Source organism: Haloplanus sp. C73, from assembly GCF_051195115.1.
Classification (GTDB): Archaea; Halobacteriota; Halobacteria; order Halobacteriales; family Haloferacaceae; genus Haloplanus.
On record NZ_JBNTJZ010000001.1, the window covers coordinates 720,696 to 737,249 of the forward strand.

General features: G+C 66.9%; 20 protein-coding genes and 1 tRNA gene. 6 read left to right on the forward strand and 15 right to left on the reverse strand.

The features are described from left to right. The first annotated feature begins 95 nt into the window (after positions 1–95). Positions 96–983, forward strand: a complete 888-nt coding sequence (locus ACQUSQ_RS03870) for a DUF502 domain-containing protein (protein ID WP_435067179.1) — start codon at positions 96–98, stop codon at positions 981–983. A 3-nt stretch (positions 984–986) separates the two neighbouring features. Here the strand turns inward: ACQUSQ_RS03870 and ACQUSQ_RS03875 are convergent, their stop codons facing one another. Further along, on the reverse strand, positions 987–1,550 hold the full coding sequence (locus ACQUSQ_RS03875) for a Mov34/MPN/PAD-1 family protein (protein ID WP_435067181.1): 564 nt from the start codon (positions 1,548–1,550) through the stop codon (positions 987–989). Between the two features lie 93 nt (positions 1,551–1,643). Here ACQUSQ_RS03875 and ACQUSQ_RS03880 point away from each other — a divergent pair, with 93 nt between their 5' ends. Then, the gene (locus ACQUSQ_RS03880) at positions 1,644–4,652 is read left to right on the forward strand and encodes a PAS domain S-box protein (RefSeq protein ID WP_435067182.1); all 3,009 of its coding nucleotides are present in this window, start codon (positions 1,644–1,646) and stop codon (positions 4,650–4,652) included. 45 nt (positions 4,653–4,697) lie between these two features. After that, positions 4,698–5,621 carry an LLM class oxidoreductase gene (locus tag ACQUSQ_RS03885; RefSeq protein WP_435067184.1) on the forward strand — a complete coding sequence of 308 codons (924 nt, stop codon included), beginning with the start codon at positions 4,698–4,700 and terminating at the stop codon, positions 5,619–5,621. Between the two features lie 357 nt (positions 5,622–5,978). Here ACQUSQ_RS03885 and ACQUSQ_RS03890 read toward each other — a convergent pair. Continuing rightward, positions 5,979–6,062: transfer RNA gene (locus ACQUSQ_RS03890), tRNA-Leu, on the reverse strand. Between the two features lie 111 nt (positions 6,063–6,173). Here ACQUSQ_RS03890 and ACQUSQ_RS03895 point away from each other — a divergent pair. After that, positions 6,174–6,482, forward strand: coding sequence for a transcription initiation factor IIB family protein (locus ACQUSQ_RS03895; RefSeq protein WP_435067185.1), 309 nt, complete (start codon positions 6,174–6,176; stop codon positions 6,480–6,482). Here the strand turns inward: ACQUSQ_RS03895 and ACQUSQ_RS03900 are convergent, their stop codons facing one another. Genes ACQUSQ_RS03900 through ACQUSQ_RS03910 form a run of 3 tightly spaced genes read right to left on the reverse strand, consistent with a single transcriptional unit; the run spans position 6,483 to position 8,633 of the window. Next, positions 6,483–6,965 (reverse strand): phosphopantetheine adenylyltransferase, encoded by a 483-nt coding sequence (locus tag ACQUSQ_RS03900; protein ID WP_435067186.1) that lies wholly within the window; start codon positions 6,963–6,965, stop codon positions 6,483–6,485. Positions 6,966–7,016: 51 nt separating this feature from the next. Next, a complete protein-coding gene (locus tag ACQUSQ_RS03905; RefSeq protein WP_435067187.1) occupies positions 7,017–7,508 on the reverse strand; it encodes a helix-turn-helix domain-containing protein in 492 nt (163 codons plus the stop codon). Between the two features lie 48 nt (positions 7,509–7,556). Further along, positions 7,557–8,633, reverse strand: a complete 1,077-nt coding sequence (locus ACQUSQ_RS03910) for a glutamate--cysteine ligase (protein ID WP_435067188.1) — start codon at positions 8,631–8,633, stop codon at positions 7,557–7,559. Positions 8,634–9,071: 438 nt separating this feature from the next. On the opposite strand from ACQUSQ_RS03910, the gene ACQUSQ_RS03915 reads away from it, so the two are divergent. Beyond that, entirely contained in the window at positions 9,072–9,371 is a 300-nt protein-coding gene (locus ACQUSQ_RS03915; protein ID WP_435067189.1) for a PadR family transcriptional regulator, read from the forward strand. 123 nt (positions 9,372–9,494) lie between these two features. Here the strand turns inward: ACQUSQ_RS03915 and ACQUSQ_RS03920 are convergent, their stop codons facing one another. From ACQUSQ_RS03920 to ACQUSQ_RS03945, 6 genes are all read right to left on the reverse strand, one after another. Beyond that, complete coding sequence (locus ACQUSQ_RS03920; protein WP_435067190.1) at positions 9,495–9,785, reverse strand: hypothetical protein; 291 nt, start codon at positions 9,783–9,785, stop codon at positions 9,495–9,497. Further along, a complete protein-coding gene (gene tenA / locus ACQUSQ_RS03925; RefSeq protein ID WP_435067191.1) occupies positions 9,770–10,438 on the reverse strand; it encodes a thiaminase II in 669 nt (222 codons plus the stop codon). Before tenA ends, ACQUSQ_RS03920 begins: the two co-directional genes overlap by 16 nt. 45 nt (positions 10,439–10,483) lie before the next feature. Beyond that, on the reverse strand, positions 10,484–11,122 hold the full coding sequence (locus tag ACQUSQ_RS03930) for a fibrillarin-like rRNA/tRNA 2'-O-methyltransferase (RefSeq protein WP_435067192.1): 639 nt from the start codon (positions 11,120–11,122) through the stop codon (positions 10,484–10,486). Next, complete coding sequence (locus ACQUSQ_RS03935; RefSeq protein WP_435067193.1) at positions 11,119–11,958, reverse strand: NOP5/NOP56 family protein; 840 nt, start codon at positions 11,956–11,958, stop codon at positions 11,119–11,121. The genes ACQUSQ_RS03930 and ACQUSQ_RS03935 overlap by 4 nt, the downstream gene beginning before the upstream one ends. Before the next feature lie 72 nt (positions 11,959–12,030). Further along, complete coding sequence (locus tag ACQUSQ_RS03940) at positions 12,031–12,351, reverse strand: DUF5615 family PIN-like protein (protein WP_435067194.1); 321 nt, start codon at positions 12,349–12,351, stop codon at positions 12,031–12,033. Positions 12,352–12,377: 26 nt separating this feature from the next. After that, positions 12,378–12,671, reverse strand: a complete 294-nt coding sequence (locus ACQUSQ_RS03945; RefSeq protein WP_435067195.1) for a DUF433 domain-containing protein — start codon at positions 12,669–12,671, stop codon at positions 12,378–12,380. A 113-nt stretch (positions 12,672–12,784) separates the two neighbouring features. On the opposite strand from ACQUSQ_RS03945, the gene ACQUSQ_RS03950 reads away from it, so the two are divergent. Beyond that, the gene (locus ACQUSQ_RS03950; RefSeq protein ID WP_435067196.1) at positions 12,785–12,988 is read left to right on the forward strand and encodes a DUF7557 family protein; all 204 of its coding nucleotides are present in this window, start codon (positions 12,785–12,787) and stop codon (positions 12,986–12,988) included. A 76-nt stretch (positions 12,989–13,064) separates the two neighbouring features. Here the strand turns inward: ACQUSQ_RS03950 and ACQUSQ_RS03955 are convergent, their stop codons facing one another. The 4 genes from ACQUSQ_RS03955 to folP all read right to left on the reverse strand — a co-directional run bounded on the left by ACQUSQ_RS03955 (position 13,065) and on the right by folP (position 16,496). Continuing rightward, positions 13,065–13,580, reverse strand: coding sequence for a DUF7122 family protein (locus ACQUSQ_RS03955; protein ID WP_435067197.1), 516 nt, complete (start codon positions 13,578–13,580; stop codon positions 13,065–13,067). Continuing rightward, positions 13,577–14,509 carry an RsmB/NOP family class I SAM-dependent RNA methyltransferase gene (locus ACQUSQ_RS03960; RefSeq protein WP_435067199.1) on the reverse strand — a complete coding sequence of 311 codons (933 nt, stop codon included), beginning with the start codon at positions 14,507–14,509 and terminating at the stop codon, positions 13,577–13,579. The genes ACQUSQ_RS03955 and ACQUSQ_RS03960 overlap by 4 nt, the downstream gene beginning before the upstream one ends. 52 nt (positions 14,510–14,561) lie before the next feature. Continuing rightward, complete coding sequence (locus ACQUSQ_RS03965) at positions 14,562–15,245, reverse strand: 6-hydroxymethylpterin diphosphokinase MptE-like protein (protein ID WP_435067200.1); 684 nt, start codon at positions 15,243–15,245, stop codon at positions 14,562–14,564. 111 nt (positions 15,246–15,356) lie between these two features. Then, positions 15,357–16,496, reverse strand: coding sequence for a dihydropteroate synthase (folP, locus tag ACQUSQ_RS03970; RefSeq protein WP_435067201.1), 1,140 nt, complete (start codon positions 16,494–16,496; stop codon positions 15,357–15,359). Between the last annotated feature and the right edge of the window lie 58 nt (positions 16,497–16,554).

A 16,554-nucleotide genomic window follows, 5' to 3' on the forward strand; every position in this document is an offset into this window, starting at 1 on the left:
GACGTCGAGTGCGTCGTCCATGGGCGGGCGAGATACGGGCGACACGTGTGCGCCGTGGCCCGGAGAGTTTTCCGCGCCGCCGCCGAGAGACCGATATGGACCGTCCAAGCGAGCGAGGTGCGTTCGAGGAGTACGACGGCCCCCGCGGATTCGCCCGGCAGGCCTTCGTCACCGGCGCGGCGGTGACCCTGCCGCTCATCGTTACGCTCGTCGTCCTCGGCGCCGTCGTCAACTTCGTCTCCCAGCAACTCGACCCGGTCGTCGGGCTGGTCACGTCGGTGACGGGGCTGGACCCCGCCTCGGAGGGAGCCGTGAAACTCATCACTGTCCTGTCGCTGCTCGCCACCATCTTCTGTATCGGCGTCGTCACCGAGCGCCGACCGAACCGCTCGGGGTTCGGTGCGCTCTTCGATACGCTCGTCTCGCGCATCCCCGGCGTCGGGTCGCTGTATCAGAGTATCGACGAGATGAGCGGCCTCCTCCTCGACAGCGACACCGACAGCTTTCAGGAGGTGAAACTGGTCGAGTTCCCCGAACGCGGCTCGTACTCCTTTGCCTTCCTGACCGCCGAGACGCCCGACGTGGTGAGCGAGAGCGTCGGCGAAGACGACATGATGACGCTCTTTCTCCCCATGGCCCCCAATCCGGTGATGGGCGGGTACGTCCTCCACGTCTCCGAGGACCAAGTCTACGACGTCGACCTGACCGTCGAGGAGGGCATCCAGTCCATCGTGACCAGCGGCGTCGCCACCGGCAAACGCTCCGAGGCGGAACTCACCGAGGGGATGCTCGAACGGTTCGAGCGGCGTCTCGACACTGCAGACGTGGTGAGTATCGACGAACTGGAGGCGTACGCCGCCGACGCGTCGTCGGAACTGGAGGAGAAGGCGAAAGAGACGATGGCCGCGGCTCGCGAGCGCGCACAGGAGATGGAAGCGGAGTTCGAGAGCGAGAACGAGAGCGAGCAACGCCGCGAGGATTAATCCTCACCGAAGCCACGAGAACAGGCCCTTGTCGCCGTCGGATTCGTCGTCGCGCTCGTCGACGGGAAGTCCCTCGTAGCGGCCCTCGGCCATCAGTTCGGCGTCGATGTCGTCCTGCGTGAAGTCGAAAAACCGCTCTTCTGGAAGCTCTACGTCGAGGACGTCGAGCGTCGTCGCCTTGCCCTGACTGTCGAAGGCCCGCCAGTCGTCGGGACCGTAGGGCGCGCCGACGATGATGTGGACGTCGCCCTGACCGAAGGTGGCGAGGTCGGCGTCGCTCGGGCGAAGGACGCCGTTGGGATGGGAGTGGACCGAGCCGACCGACTGCACGTCGTTGGGTTTCATCTCGGAGCGCACCGTCGCGCTGACGGGGTTCGACGTCGTGCCGGGGATGACGAGGACGTCGGTGATGACCTGCCCGCGGCGGTCGAGTCCGAGTTTGCTGGCGTCCTCGGCCCGGAGAAAGCCCATGTACTCGTCGGGGTGGGTTTCTTCGCTGGCTTCGCGGACGAAATCCAGCGTCTCCCGGGCGATGCCGAGGAGGTCGCTCGACCGAAACAGACGCATATGGGACCGTGGCGGCGGCTCCTCCTAAGGATTCCGGCACGATGTATCAGGGACCTTATCCCTCAGACGCGCCAAGGGTGGAGGAGCAACACGATGAGCCCGACAACCGACACGATTCGCATTCTCCACGTCGACGACGACCCCGACTTCGCCGAGTTGGCGGCGGTCTTTCTGGAACGGACGAACGAGCGATTCGATGTCGAGACGGCGACCACCGTCGATGCTGGCCACCAGATACTCGACGAGTCCGATATCGACTGCGTGGTCTCCGACTACGACCTTCCCGGCCAGAACGGCATCGAATTTCTCGAAACCGTCCGAGCGAGCGCGCCCGACTTGCCCTTTATTCTCTATACGGGCAAGGGAAGCGAGGAGGTTGCAAGCGAGGCCGTCTCCGCGGGCGTGACCGACTACCTCCAGAAAGAGCGCGGCACCGACCAGTACGCAGTGCTGGCGAACCGCATCACCAACGCCGTCGAACATCACCGCTCGCGGCAGGTGGTCGAGCGGAGCGAGCGACGGCTTCGCGAGGTCATCGACGCCCTCCCGCACCTCCTGCACGTCGTCGACGAGAACGGCGTCTACCGGGTCGCGAACGAGGCGCTCGCGGCGTTTCACGGGACGACGGTCGACGACATCGAGGGAAGTCACGTCTCGGACATTCTCCCCGAGGCGCAGGCCGCCCAGTTCAAGGTCCATCTCGACGACGTCCTCGAAACCGGTGAGGCGAGACACGTGCGGCAGGTGGAGATAGCGGCCGAGAACGGCGACAAACACATCTTGGAGCCGCGATTGCTACCCTACAACCTCGCGGACACGGGCGAGCGCGCGGTGTTGGGCATCGCCGTCGACGTGACCGAGCGCGAACAGCGCGAGCGCGACCTCGAACGGGCGTACGAGCGCGTGGAGTTCGCACTCGAACGAACCGACGCCGTCATCTTCGACATCGACCTCGACACCGGGACGGTGGTTCGACACGGCACCTACGAGCGGTTTTTCAGCCTGACGCCAGCGGAAGCGCCGACGTGGCAGGACCACTGCGAGCACGCCGTCCACCCCGACGACCGGGCGGCGTTTCGCGAGTTCCACCGCGAACTCATCGACGGGAAGCGAGAGCAGGGCGAACTCGAGTACCGAACCAACCCCGAGACTGGCGAGGTGCGCTGGATACAGGCCTATGCCCACACCAAACCGGCGACGGAGTCGGAGCCGCGACACGCGCTCGGCATCTCGCGCGACATCACCGAGCACAAGCGACGGGAGCGGGAACTCCGCGAGAAGGAGCGACGGTACCGGGCGGTGTTCAACGACCCGAACATCTTGGTCTGTCACCTCGGTACGGACGGCACGCTCGTAGACGCCAACGAGACGGCGATGGCGTACGTCGAGACGACGGCCGACGCGGTGCAGGGACTCCCGCTCTGGGAGACACCGTGGTTCGACGACTCGTCGGCTCACGCGGCCGACCTCAGGGAGTGGGTCGACCGCGCCGCGAGCGGCGAATACATGGCGTTCGAGATGGACCTCAGCCAGCCGACGGACGAGCCGTACACCGTCGAGGGCGTCATCAGACCCGTCACGAACGACGACGGCGACGTCGTGTCGCTGCTCGTCTCCGTCCGAGACGTCACCGAGCGCCGCGCGTACCGCCGCGAGTTAGAGCAGGCGCGGGACCTGCTCGTTCGGACCGAGGAGATTGCCGACGTGGGTGGCTGGGCGATAGACCCGGAGACGATGGACGTGTTCTGGACCGACAACCTCTTCGACCTCCTCGGTATCGACGCGGCGGAGGAACCGCCGCTCGACGGCGCACTCGAATACTACCACGAGGCGGACCGACCGCTGGTCGAAGCCGCCATCGAGGACGCCCTCGACACGGGGACAGGGTTCGACATCGACGCGCGGTTCGAACGGCCGGACGGCGAGACGCGGTGGCTCCGAATCAAGGGTGACCCGACGGTCGAGAACGGCGAGGTCGTTGCGCTCCGCGGCGCCGTCCAAGACATCACCGAGCGGATAGAGCGAGAGCGCGAACTCGAACAGGCACGGGCGGAGTACGAGGAACTCATCAACGGGATGAACGACAGTGCGTGGGTCATCGGCACGGACGCGGAGTTTCTCGCCGTCAACGACGCCGCCGTGGAGACGACCGGCTACGACCGCGCGGAGTTGCTGTCGATGCAGCCCCACGACATCGACGTGGGGCTGGAAGACGACGAGGTGACCAGACTCATCGAGTCCATGCCCGAAGACGGGGTGCAGATGTTCGAGACGGTCCACGAGACCAAAGACGGCGAGCACATCCCCGTCGAAATCAGTTCCAGTCTCGTCACGTATCGCGGTGAGACGGCCATCCTGAGCGTCGCCCGCGACGTCTCGAACCGCAAGCAGCGCGAGCGACGCCTCGAAGAGTTCGCGTCCATCGTCAGCCACGACCTTCGAAATCCGCTCAACGTGGCGGCAGGGCATCTGGACCTCGCGCGGGAGACGTGTGACAGCGACCACCTCGACGAGGTGGCGCGCGCACACGACCGGATGAACCTGCTCATCGACGACCTCCTGACGCTCGCACAGGAGGGCAAGGGGGTCGACGACATCGAACCGGTCGCGCTCGCACCGCTCGTCGACGCCTGCTGGCAGAGCGTGCTCACCGACGGCGCCACGCTCAACGTCGACGTGAGCCGCACCCTGCGCGCCGACCGCTGTCGGCTGCGCCAACTCTTCGAGAACCTCCTCCGGAACGCTGTCGAGCATGGCTCGACAGACAATCGGACTACCTCTGATGACGCCGTCGAGCACGGCCCGACAGGCAATCGGACTGGGTCCGATGACGCTGTCGAGCACGGTGGCGAGAGCGTCACGATAACGGTCGGCGAACTCGACGACGGGTTCTACGTCGAGGACGACGGGCCGGGCATCGCCGCGGGCGACCGAGAAGCGGTGTTCGACGTCGGCCACACGACGGACGCCGAGGGGACGGGCTTCGGCCTGAGCATCGTCAAGCAGGTGGCCGACGCCCACGGCTGGACGGTTCGGGTCACCGAGAGCGACGCCGGCGGCGCCCGGTTCGAAATTACGGGCGTCGAGTGGGCCGACGCGTAGCGGTCGACCCGAGTGCAGTTACGTCTCGACCGAGAAGGGCCGGCGATGACTGACGCCGGCCACGAAACCGACGGCTATCGGCGACTGTTCGACGGGTCGGGACTCTCCTTCGGCATCGGGGTCCCGCTCACGGGCGAGCGCGAGGGGACACCGGTCATCGAAGACGAGATACAGCTGGCCCAACACGCCGAATCGGTAGGGTTCGACGGGCTCTGGGTTCGGGACGTGCCGACCTACTGGCCGAGTTTCGGCGACGCCGGCGGCGCGTTCGACACGTGGCCGCTGCTCTCGTATCTGGCCGCCCGGACGGAGGACATCGCACTCGGGACGTCGAGTGTCGTCCTCACCCTTCGGCATCCGATTCACGTCGCGAAGTCGGCGGCGAGCGTCGACCGACTCTCGGACGGCCGTCTCGTCCTCGGCGTCGCCTCCGGTGACCGCGACCCGGAGTACCCCGCGTTCGGCGTCGACCCCGACGAGCGTGACGAGTTGTTCCGCGAGAGCGTGGCCGCGATTCGCACCCTCTGGCGCGAGGAGTATCCGACGCTCGACGGGTCGTGGGGTGAACTCGACGGCCAGTTGGACGTGCTTCCGAAGCCGACGACGGAGACGCTACCCCTCTTGCCGACCGGCCACGCCCGCCAGTCCGTGGACTGGATTGCCGACCACGGCGACGGCTGGCTGTTCTATCACCTGCCCGAGGACACGCTCCAGACGTATCTCGACCGGTGGCGACGACTCGCCGGCGACAAGCCGTTCGTCATCGCCGTCCGCGTCGCCCTCGCGGACGACCCGACGGCCGACCCCGAACCGCTCCATCTCGGCTACCGGGCCGGCGTCGAGTGGTTCCGGGACTACTTCCGGCGCCTCGAAGACTACGGCCTCGACCACGTCATCGTCAGCCTCCAAGGCGACGACCACGAGGCGGCGATGACGACGTTCGCCGAGGACGTGATGGGAGAACTGTAATCGCCGGCGAGCGGGGGGAGACGTCGGTCGGACGCCACGGGCGACATGAGCGATAGCGACGGCCCGACCGACGACGAGTTGGCGGCGGACGCGGCCGAGTTGTTCGGGGAGATGGGGCCGCCGATAGGGAGGGGTAGAATCGGGGTCGCGGGGGCGGATTTGAATCTCCTGCTCGTTCGCCGCTTTCGCACTCACGGCTCGCTCCGCTCGCCGTTCGCGCTTCCGAGGTGCTCACTTCGTTCGCACCTCGCCATGCGCGGAACCGGATTTGAACCAGACGAGGACTCGCTTCGCTCGTCTTCTAGGGTTCAGAATCCGTGGGCGCAAACACGATTCTCGCGTTCGTTCGAGTCGGTATGCGCGGGACCGGATTTGAACCGGCGGACTCCTACGAGACAGCGTCCTAAGCGCTGCGCCTTTTCCTGGCTTGGCTACCCGCGCTCGTCGGACTGTGCCGACACGCTGAGTTGGCGGGTGTGACTTTATAACCTTACTATGTCGCGGAGTTTCGACCGGCGGTAGTTTAAGTGAGTCGCGCGCGTCGACCCACGTATGTATCGGGCGCGTGACCGGGTCGACAACGAGGAGTGGGTGAGTCGCCTGACGCGGGCGGCGGATGGCCTCGACCTCGGGAGCGAGGCGCGGTCGAACGCCGTCGACCTGTTTCTCTCGAACGTGCCGGACGAGGAGCGGTCGAAACCCGCCATCGCGGCGGCGAGTCTCTATGCGGGGGCGTTGATTGCCGGCGACGAGCGCTCACAGAGTGCCGTCGCGTCGGCGATGGACGTGACGCGACTGAGCGTTCAGAACCACTGGAAGTCGTTGCTCGAAGCGTCGGGATTCCGACCGCCGGAGTGGTAGTCACTCGGTGTCGGGTGCCTGCTCCGGTGTGAGATTCCCGTGGCGGTCGATTTCGCCGCGGATAATCCGAGTCGAGGAGATGCGCTCGCCATCTTCGGCGGGGACGTGGTCGACCATCTCGATGCGAAGGGGGTCGAGGCCACGCTTCTCGCGAATCTCGTTAATGCGCTCGGCGCCAGCGAGCGTCTCGGGCGAGACGACGATGGCGTCGAACTGCGGTTCGGTCGCGATGCCCGTGGGCTCGTCGAGGCGTCGAATCTCGTAGTCGCGGCCGTAGGCGGCCGCGAGGGGTTCGAGTTCGGCGTCGAGAGCCGCCCGGCGGTCCTCGAACGAGCGGACCTGTCGAGGCTCGTGTCGCGTCTCGGGGGCGAGGTCGTCACTCGTCAGTCCGACGGTCACGTCGCCGAGTTCGAACGCCCGTTCGAACAGCGCTCGGTGACCGTCGTGAACGGGGTCGAAGGTCCCACCAAGCGCGACCTGCATATCCGTGGCCACGAATCGGCGCGCCTTAAACGGGTCGGCTCGGGAAGAGCGTCAGTTCTCGTCGTCTTCGACGGTGATGCGAACGGGCTCTGTCTCGGGGTCCTCGTCGTCAGTATCCCGGAGCTGTCGGTCGAGATTGAACACGGTGTTCAACTGCTCTTGGACCTGCCCGACGACGCCCCGGACGAGCGAACTCGGCGCGATTGCCTCGTACGCGTAGGGGTTGTTGCCGGCGCCCGCGCTCTCGCGTTTGTGCCGGTCGACGGTCCCCTCCTCGTGAAGCTGGGCCAGCGCCTCGCGGACCGTACTCGGGTAGAGCCCGGTGCCTTCGGCCACCTCCTCGCTCGTCGAATCCGGATGTTGCCTGAGGTAGACGTAGATGCGGGCGCGCGTCTCCGTGTCGAGCACCCACGCCAGCAAGTCAACGACCCCGTCGTCGAACTCCGTGACGGCTCGGTCGGCCTCGGCCTCCAGTCGCTCTCGCGCCGACACGTCGTCCTCGTCGTCGACATCGAACTCGTCGGACCCGTTCGTATCAGACATATGTTCTCCCCAATAGGTCAGAACTCGGCGGACAAAAGGCTTTCCGGGCTACTGGAGGAGGAGCGACGCACAGAGCGCGTCGCTGCCGTCTTCCTCGTGGATTCGGCGCTGGGTCTCGGCACCGCTCGGCGCCTCGAAGAGGTCACGGAGGCCGTCGACGCCGAGTCGGTCGCACTCGCGGTCGACGACGGTGCCGAGCGAGACGGTGTCCTCGCCCGACCGGGTGACGAAGTCGGCGTCGTGGCCGTAGCGCATCGCCCGCCACTTGTTCTCGTCGAGGAGTTCGCGCCGGAGTTCGGGCGGGGACTCGCCGTCTTCGTACCGCTCGGCCAAATCGACGACGAGTGCGTGGACGTACTCGGCGATGGCGAGAACGCGCTCCGGGTCGCGCTGGGCGTCCGGCGTTCGGACTTCGACGGTGCCGTGGCCGGTGTGTGGGCGGACGTCGTACCAGAGTTCGCCGCGGTCGTTTATCGACCCCGTCTCGACCATGCGGCGCTCGAATCGCTGGTACGCGTCGAAGTCCTCGAAGGATGACGGAATGCCCGTGTTCGGCAGGTTCTCGAACACTTTCGCACGGGCGGACGCGAGACCGGTATCGAAGCCGTTCCAAAAGGGAGAGTTCGCCGAGAGCGCGAGGATGACGGGGAGATACCACCGCAAGCGATTGGCGACCCACGTCGCCTTGTCCGCGTCGTCGACGCCGACGTGGACGTGCAGGCCGGCGGTCGTGTTCCGGTGCTGTGGATACTGAATCCGGTCGAGTTGCGCGCGATAGCGGGGCTTGGTGGCGTGGTCGAGTTCCCGCCACTTCGCCGTCGGATGCAGGCCGGCGGCGGCTATCTGATAGCCGTGGGTCGTCGCGTGGTCGCAAAGCGCCGACCGAATCCGTTCGAGTTCGTCGGCGGCGTCCACCCGTCGCTCGATGAGCGGCGTCTGCGTCTCGATAGTGAACTGAAAGAGTTCGTGGTCGAGGCGGCCGACCAGCGGTTCGGGTGGCTCGCTCCCGTAAATCAGGTCGTCGATGCCGGCGGTCGGTCGCCCCGCCTCGTCGACGACGAAAAACTCCTCTTCGATGCCGAGTGTACCCATCCGCGCGAACGCATCACGGGAGCCGAGGTCCATCGAACCTCCGTTTGGGACCGGCGGCTAAATAAGTCGTGGACCGTCGCCGTCAGCCGAATGTCGACAGAATGGTAGGTCCGGTGCGGCGGCGGCGACTGGTCGCGAAGTGAGCGGTGACGCGTACCGTGACCACCGACCATCGCCTGCAGTTCGGAAGCGACCGGAACCCATCGCCCACCTTCGCTCGCGTCGGCGAGAGCGACGAAAACGAGTGACAACCTCGTACCGCGGTTCAGTCACAGCCCGCCGACGGCATCCGAATCTGTATCAACGGAGCGTGACGTTTCGGAACACGTCCCTACACCACCACGACGTACCGAGCAATCGGCGCCGATGTTTCGCCGTCTGGGCGCCACTCGGCACCGATTCGGTCGTCGGCCACTCCCGTACTCTCTCGCGACAAACATATAAACATCGAGATACAAATTGTGGGCAACGATGCACGACTTGACCGGCTTCCAGCGAGACCTCCTGTACGTCATCGCCGGCCTCGACGAACCCCACGGGCTGGCAATCAAGGAGGAACTCGAGAACTACTACGAGAGCGAGATTCACCACGGGCGCCTGTACCCGAACCTCGACACGCTAGTCGAGAAGGGGCTGATTGACAAGGGTCAACGCGACCGCCGGACCAATTACTACACCCTGACACGTCGGGGACGGCGCGAACTCGAAGCGCGTCGGGAGTGGGAGAATCAGTACGTCTCGGACCTCATCGAAGAAGCGACGCTCGCCTGACCGTCAGCAAAAGCGCCGCGTGTCGGGATAGGGGGAATCCCGTTCGGCGGGGTGCCTCTGACGCGGCATCCGTTTTAGGCGCCCCGTGACTATCAACTTCTTGCGGATGTGCGCTCGCGTCGCTCAGCCGTCTTGGTCCGTGTCCACAATCCGCGCCGCCGCTCGCTTCGCCGCCGCGACGTGTTCGTCCGCCCGGTCGTTGCCCGTCGTCTCCACGTCTTCGAGCAGCGTCGTCACCGTTCGAACCCGCTCGACGACGACCGACCGAGGCAGGTCGGCGTCGGCGGTGTCGGCCGCGATGGCCGCCGCCTCGCCGAGTCGCACGCTCGCCGACGGTTCGACGGGGAGTTCTTCCGTCGCGTCCAGTCGGTCCCGGAGTTCACGCAGGTCGTCGTCCATCAGCCGACCGTCCATGTTTCCTGTCGCCACGCGGCGTCCCAGAAACGGTACTCGTAGCGCGCGGACGTGACGAACCGGTCGCGGAACCGCTCGCGGTCCGACGCCGTCGCGTCGGCGGCCACCTCGTTCAGCAGGTCCTTACACCACTCCGTGAGCGTCGAGAACTCCTCGCCAGCGTAGGTCTCTATCCACTCCGCGTAGCGCTCGTCGTCCGGTAGTCCGTCGGCTTCGAGACGCTTCGCCGTCTCGTTGAAGCCCCACATACAGGGGAGCAGGGCGGCGACGAGGTCACCGAAGGTGCCCGTGGCGGCCGTCCGCACGAGGAAGTCGGTGTAGGCCTGTGTCGTCGGCGACGCCTCGGTTTCTTCGAGGTCACGCTCGCTAATGTCGAACTCCGCCGCGTACGCCCGGTGGAGGTCCATCTCCGTGTTCAGCGTCTCGTGTAGCAGTTCGGCGAACGTCCCCATGTGGTCGAGCGTCGGTGCCGACGCGGCGCCGTGAGCGAACACGCGCGAGTAGTCGATGAGATAGACGTAGTCCTGCCGCACCCAGTACTCGAAGGGGTCGGTGTCGAGCGTCCCCGCTCCCAGTTGCGACACCATCGGGTGGGCGACGATGTCGTCCCACAGGTCGTTCGCAGTCGGTCGAAGGTCGTCGACGAAGGCCATACCGAGACAGGCCGCGCCCCAGCCAAGAATCTTTCCCGCGTTGTATCAGTCGGTTGTACGCGGCGTGGCGACGACGGCGAGGTGGTCGTCGTGGTAGCGGTCCAGCCGCGCCGTCTCCAGCACTTCGTAGGTATCGCGGAGGTCCGACAGAACGTCCTCGAAGACGTCGGCCGGGTCGGCTGTCACGTCCTCGCTCCGAGCCTTGACGACGGCGAGGAGGCGGCCGTCGTCGCGGAGGAACTGCCGGTTGCGGGCGGCGACGTGTGCCTGCCCGCGGGTCGCCACGTCCTGTACGATGGCGTCGAGCCCCGACTCGACGACGTGGGCGTACGTCTCCGGCTTGCGGGCGTCTTTCAGGAGCGGAAAGAGGGTTCCCCGATTTTCGGCCACGTCGACGAGGTCACGGGTCGGGCGGGGCGCGAACTCCACGGCGTAGGTCGGCCCGGCGAAGTCGGCGACATGGCTCACCGTCGTTCCGCTGGCGGCGCCGAGATAGAGGACGGACTCGCCGCCGTCGAGACCCACGTCCATGTCGAGTTCGAGCATCGCTCCGAGTTTCGACCGGCCGGCGTCCCACAGTCGCCACGGGCCGTCGGTCGGCTCGCCGTACACCGGCTCCCCGCGCGTCGCGAGGCGCTCGCTCCCGTCGAAGGTCCGGCGCTCGACGCCGTCGGGCAGGCTCACGAGTCGGCCCTCGCGCGGATGGTCGCGATTCGGTCGTCCAGTTCCTCGTGCAGGTCGGGGCGGATGTCGCCGGCGTAGTGGTCGATACGCGCCGCGATGGTGAGTTTCCCGGCCAGCGCCCGCGCCGCCGACCCTCGGTCCTCCGGTCGGGTGTTGCGGACGTAGTCGTGCGTGTAGATGACGCCGTGTTTCGGCGACGGCGCGCGTCCGGAGAGATGCGCGAAGAGGGCGTCCTCGGCGCCGAGAACCTGCACCGTCCCCGACGGCTTCTTCGCGAGGGCGTCGAGGCCGCCGGCGAGCGCGATGAGCCGCGCGGCGAGCACCGGCCCGGCCATCCGACTCAGGTTGGGCGCGACTGCCGGCGCCGTCCGCTCGACGAACGCCCGACAGTCCTCGACTTCGTCGGCGAGGTCGGCGACCCGCTGAGCCAGCGAGACGGCGCGGCGCTCGGCGTCGGTCGTGGGGTCGCGGGCGGCCACCTCGCGGGCGCCGTCGACGCCCGTGCCAGCCTCGTCGAACAGTGCCCCTGCCCACTCGGCGACGCGTTCGGCGAGTTCGTTCGCCGTCCGCTCGGCGTCGTCCATGCTCCGCACCGCGTGAACGAGTTGCTGGTCGTCGGCGCGTTCGCGCTCTCTGACGGCCTCGCGAGTCGCGTCGAGGGTGGCTTCGTGCAGTTTGTCGTAGTAGTCGGCCTCGTCGGCTGCGAACCCGCTGTCGACGGCCTTCGCGGGCCAGTCGTCGGGGGCGTCCGCGCTGCCATCCGCGATGGCGTCGCGGGCGGCGGCGGGGTCGTCGGGCGGGACCGATTCGAACCAGCCCGCTGTGTCGTTGGTCATACTCGGAGTACTGCGCGCGAAATCGTATATGCGTCCCGGTGTGCGAGGAGGCGATGGCGCGACTGATACAGCTCAGACCCACGCATCGAGTTCTTCACGCCCGGCAAAATCGTCTCGGCTCGGATAGGTATCAACCATCGTGATGAGCGCGGACGCGACACGATAGGCGGGCATCGTGTCGTCGTGAAGGAGAACGACGCCAGTGTGAGCCTCACTCGGAAGCCGCCCGAAGTCTTTCACGTCGCTCGTGACGACGACGAGGTCGTGTTCGCGGGCGTAGGGAAGGACGTCGTCTTCGTCGTCAGCACCCTGCCCGACCGTGTCCCGAACGTGGACGGCGAACAGCCCCGCTTTGTCGAGATACGTGGCCACCTTTGGGTCGACCGTTCTCATCGAGAAGAAACCGCCACTCGGACATCTCAGGCGGTGTCCGGTTCGACACCGTCGGGCCGGTCTATCGAATCCCGGACCGCTTCGAAGAGTTCGTCGCGTTCGGCTTCGACCCGGCTCATCTCGCGTGGGTGGTCGTGATAGTACGCGAGCGCATGGTAGATATCGGCCACGTCCAGGTCGTACCGGTCGGCGACTGTCTCGGGATTGACGCCGCGCTCTTCGACGAGCGCGTACACCTGACGGACGCTCACTCGGTGCCCGGAAATGTGAGGCTCGTCCATACGGTCGCGAGCGATGCGGCGGGTCTCCCGTTCGGCCATGCCGGTTTTTACCACCCGCTGGCGCAAAAGCGTTCCCCGTGAGTCGAAGCGTGGGGTTGAACGCCGGGCCGTCGCGGCGAAACTACTTACCGCTGAATTCACAGTGAATTCGTATGAGCCGAACGTCGATACCCGTGGATTCGTCGACCAAGGACCTGCTCGACGACCTGAAGCGCGACGACGAGACGTGGGACGAGTTCCTGACGCGCATCGCATCGGACGAGGAGCCGATTAAAGCCGGTGCGTGGTCGACCGAAGCGGTCGAAGAGGCGAAAGAACGGGTGCGGACGTCCCGAGAGAACTGGGACGAGCGATGACGTTTCTCGACTCCTACCTTCCCGTGACGAATCTGCGGATGCAGTCCAACTGACCCGTCCAATCGGCGACGGCGTTCTACCGCGGCGTGAGTTCGGCACGCCGCCCCTTCGGAATCACCGACCGCAACTCGTCGTGGACGTACAGGCCGACGCCGATGGGTTCGAGGGCGCCCGCAACCTCGTGAGCGACGACGAGATACCCCCAGTCGCCGTCCCACTCGGGGTCGACGTCGTCGCCGGCGAGGAACGCGGCCGCGTCGTCGCTATCGAGTTCGATGACGTTGCGCGTCGCCAGCGAGCCGAACCGCTGGACTGCGTTCGTCGTCGGCTTCCAGTGTTCCTGTCGCGTCCGCAGGAACGTCATGCCCAGTCCCTCGACGTCGGTCGGAGACGGGAGGTCGGCGGCGAAAATCCACACCTTGCCCGCGCCTTTCTCCCAGAACGTGTATCCCTCGAACGTCTCGGGCGGGATGCCGAAGCGCTCGTCCCACCAGTCGAGGACTTCGGCCCGGGTCGCCCGTCCCGACACCTCGCGGTCGTCGGCGGTGGCGGGCAGGCGGTCGAACTGCTGGCCGTCGTTCGTGTCGCTCATTCTGCCACCTCCAGTTTCGCACAGAAGAAGCCGCCCGTGTCGTTGTGATGGGGGTAGATGCGAAGCGCCTTCTCGACGCTCGGGTCGTACGTCTCGTCTTGCCACTCGGTGACACCGGGCACGCCATCGAGGGGCGCGTCGAAGTCGACGAGACGACAGTCCTCCGCGTCGAGGACGTGGTCGAGGACCGCCTCGTTCTCCTCGGGCGCGAAGGTGCAGGTGGAGTAGACGACGGTGCCGCCGGGGCGGGTCGCCTGAATCGCTCGGCGAAGAATCCCCTTCTGGACCCCGGCAACGCTGTGGACGTGGTCCAGACTCCACGTGTCGAAGGCGTCGGGGTTCTTTCGAATCGTCCCCTCGCAGGAACAGGGGGCGTCGACGAGGACGCGGTCGAAGGCGTCGATACCGCCGTCGTCCGTCGCGCGTTCGCCCAATGGTTTCAGCGAGAAGTTGCGCGCGTCCTGATTCGTGACGACAAGGTTCGTCACGCCGAGACGTTCGGCGTTGTGCCGGAGCGCCGACAGCCGACCGAGGTTGTTGTCGTTGCCGACGAGCAGCCCCGAATCGTCCATCAGCGCCGCGAGTTGCGTCGTCTTGCTGCCCGGCGCGGCGCAGGCGTCCCACACCCGGTCGCCGGGCTGGGGGTCGAGGACGAGCGCCGGAAGGTTCGACACCTCCTCTTGCCCGTGAATCCAGCCGTGGGCGTGGGGCCAGTTCCGCCCCGGCGAGTCGTTCGGGAGGCGGAAGACGCCGGGGTGCCAGTCGGTCGGTTCGTAGTCGACGCCTTCGGTGTCGAGTGCGTCGGCCACCCGGTCGGTCGTCGCCTTAATCGTGTTGACGCGGACGACCGAGGGAAGGGGCCGTTCGCAGGCCCGCCGGAACGCCTCGGGGTCGTCGACGAGCGAGTCGTACCGCTCCAGCGGAGTCATCGACGGCGCTTCGCAGGCAGACGGTTAGTGGGTTTCGACCGACGGCCGACGGCTACAACGGCTCGATATCGGCGCGACGCCCGTCGAGGACGGGAAATCGCTCGTCGCGACGGCGTTCCAGCCAGTGGAGCAGTCGCGCCGCCCAGCGCAGTTTCTCCCGTTTCGTCTCGCTCACGCTCGCGTCGTCGAAGTCCCACCCCGGAAAGACGAGTTCGGCGGCGTCGAAGGCGTCGGCGAGGAAGGCCGCCCGGTCGCCGTCGGTGAACCCACCGTAGTTGCGGACGGGGCCGCGGGGTTCGGTTTGGGTCGTCGGCAGGACGTGGTCGCCGTCGAACCGCGGCACCCACCGCTCGATAGCGGGAACGTTGTCGCCGTGGGCGTGAACCGCGACCGGGGTGCCTTCCCGGGTCAGTTCGCGCGCCGTTTCGGGCGATTTGTCCAAGTCCGTCACCATCAGGTCGACGTCGATACCGGCGTCTCGAAGCCGTTTGGCGGCGACGGAGGCGGCGATTACCACGTCCGCCTCCGTCGCGAGACGCCGGTTGCGGTCGGTCGTGAGCGACGGCCCCGCGCCAGCGACGGCCACCGTCGCCCCTCGAATCGCGTCGAGTCGGGACTCGTCGAAGGCGTCGGTGAGGGTCGCGAGGCGGTCACGCGCCCGTTCGTCGGCCGCGGGGTCGTAGCCGAACGCCGCCAGAATCTGCTCGTACACGCGGCGCCACGTCTGGTAGTTCATCGGGGACACCGAATAAGACCACAATAGCCGGCACGACACCAAGTACCCCTACCCGAGTGTCGCCCCGGCTTCCACGTCCCCTGTTTCGAATCGTCTGGCATAAGCTTTCTCTTACTCGACAATCTCCTCGACCGCCGCGAGGGCGGCGTCGAGGGCATCCGATTCGGCCGACGTAGCGTCGACGACTCGCTCCAAATCTGCGGGCGTCCCGACGAGTAAGCGGTGGCTACCCGACCCCGCGAGCGTCGCGTTCGTCCCGCGCGTGGCGTCGGCGAGCGTCTCCCGTTCCATGGGCGAGAGGTCGGCGAACTCGAACACGCGAACCACGCCCCGCCGGGCCGTCTCGCTTCCACCGTCGACCCGGTCGAGGTGGCGGCGCATCTCGCCGACGGTCGTCACGTCGAGTTCTTCGACGGAGACGTCGCCGGCGCGTCGCACCCGGTCGCGCGTGAACGCGTCGCCGACGAGGGCGGCGTCGCGCGTCTCGGCCACGTCGTGGGTGCGGACGACGTGCGCGCCGCGTTCGACGGCCATCGCGGTGGCCGCGAGGCTCACGGGCAAGGCTGCCTCCGTCGAGCGCCCGGCGAGGTCACGGAGGAAGTTCTTCCGGTTGATGGAGACGAGAATCGGGCGGTCGAGGGCGCGAAACTCCCGAAGCCGGTGGAACGTCTCCCGGTCGTCGGCGAGGGTCTTTTCCTCGCTCCACCCGCCGAACGCGGGGTCGATGATTGTCTTGTCGGTCAGGCCCTCGCGCTGGAGTGCGTCGTAGATGTCGTCCACCTGTTCGATGGCGCCGGGGCGGGTCAGGTCCGGCGGGCTGGCCATCTTCACGACGGCCACGTCACGCTCGGCACAGACCCGGGGCATCTCGGGGTCGGCGAACCCGCAGATGTCGTTGACCATGTCGAAGCCGGCGTCGAGCGCCGCCTCGGCAACTTCGTGATAGCGCGTCTCGATTGAGAAGACGGCGTCGCCGGAGACGGAGTGCATCGCTTCGACGGCCGTATCGAGGCGGTCGAGTTCCTGCTCGGCCGAGAGCACGTCGAAGCGCTTGTTCGCCGACTCCAGTCCTACGTCGACGATGTCGGCTCCCTCGCCGACGAGTTCCTCGTCGACGTAGGCGGCCGCCTCGCCCGCGTCGTCGAACACGCTGGGCTCGTAGGGCGACTCCTTGCTCACGTTCAGCACCCCCATGATTCGCGGCGGGTGGTCGTCGCCGATGCCGAGCCCTGCGGCGTCCACGTTTCGCATGGACGCCCTTCGGGACCCGACCACCATAGGCGGACCGGTGGCCAGCGGAACGGCGGAC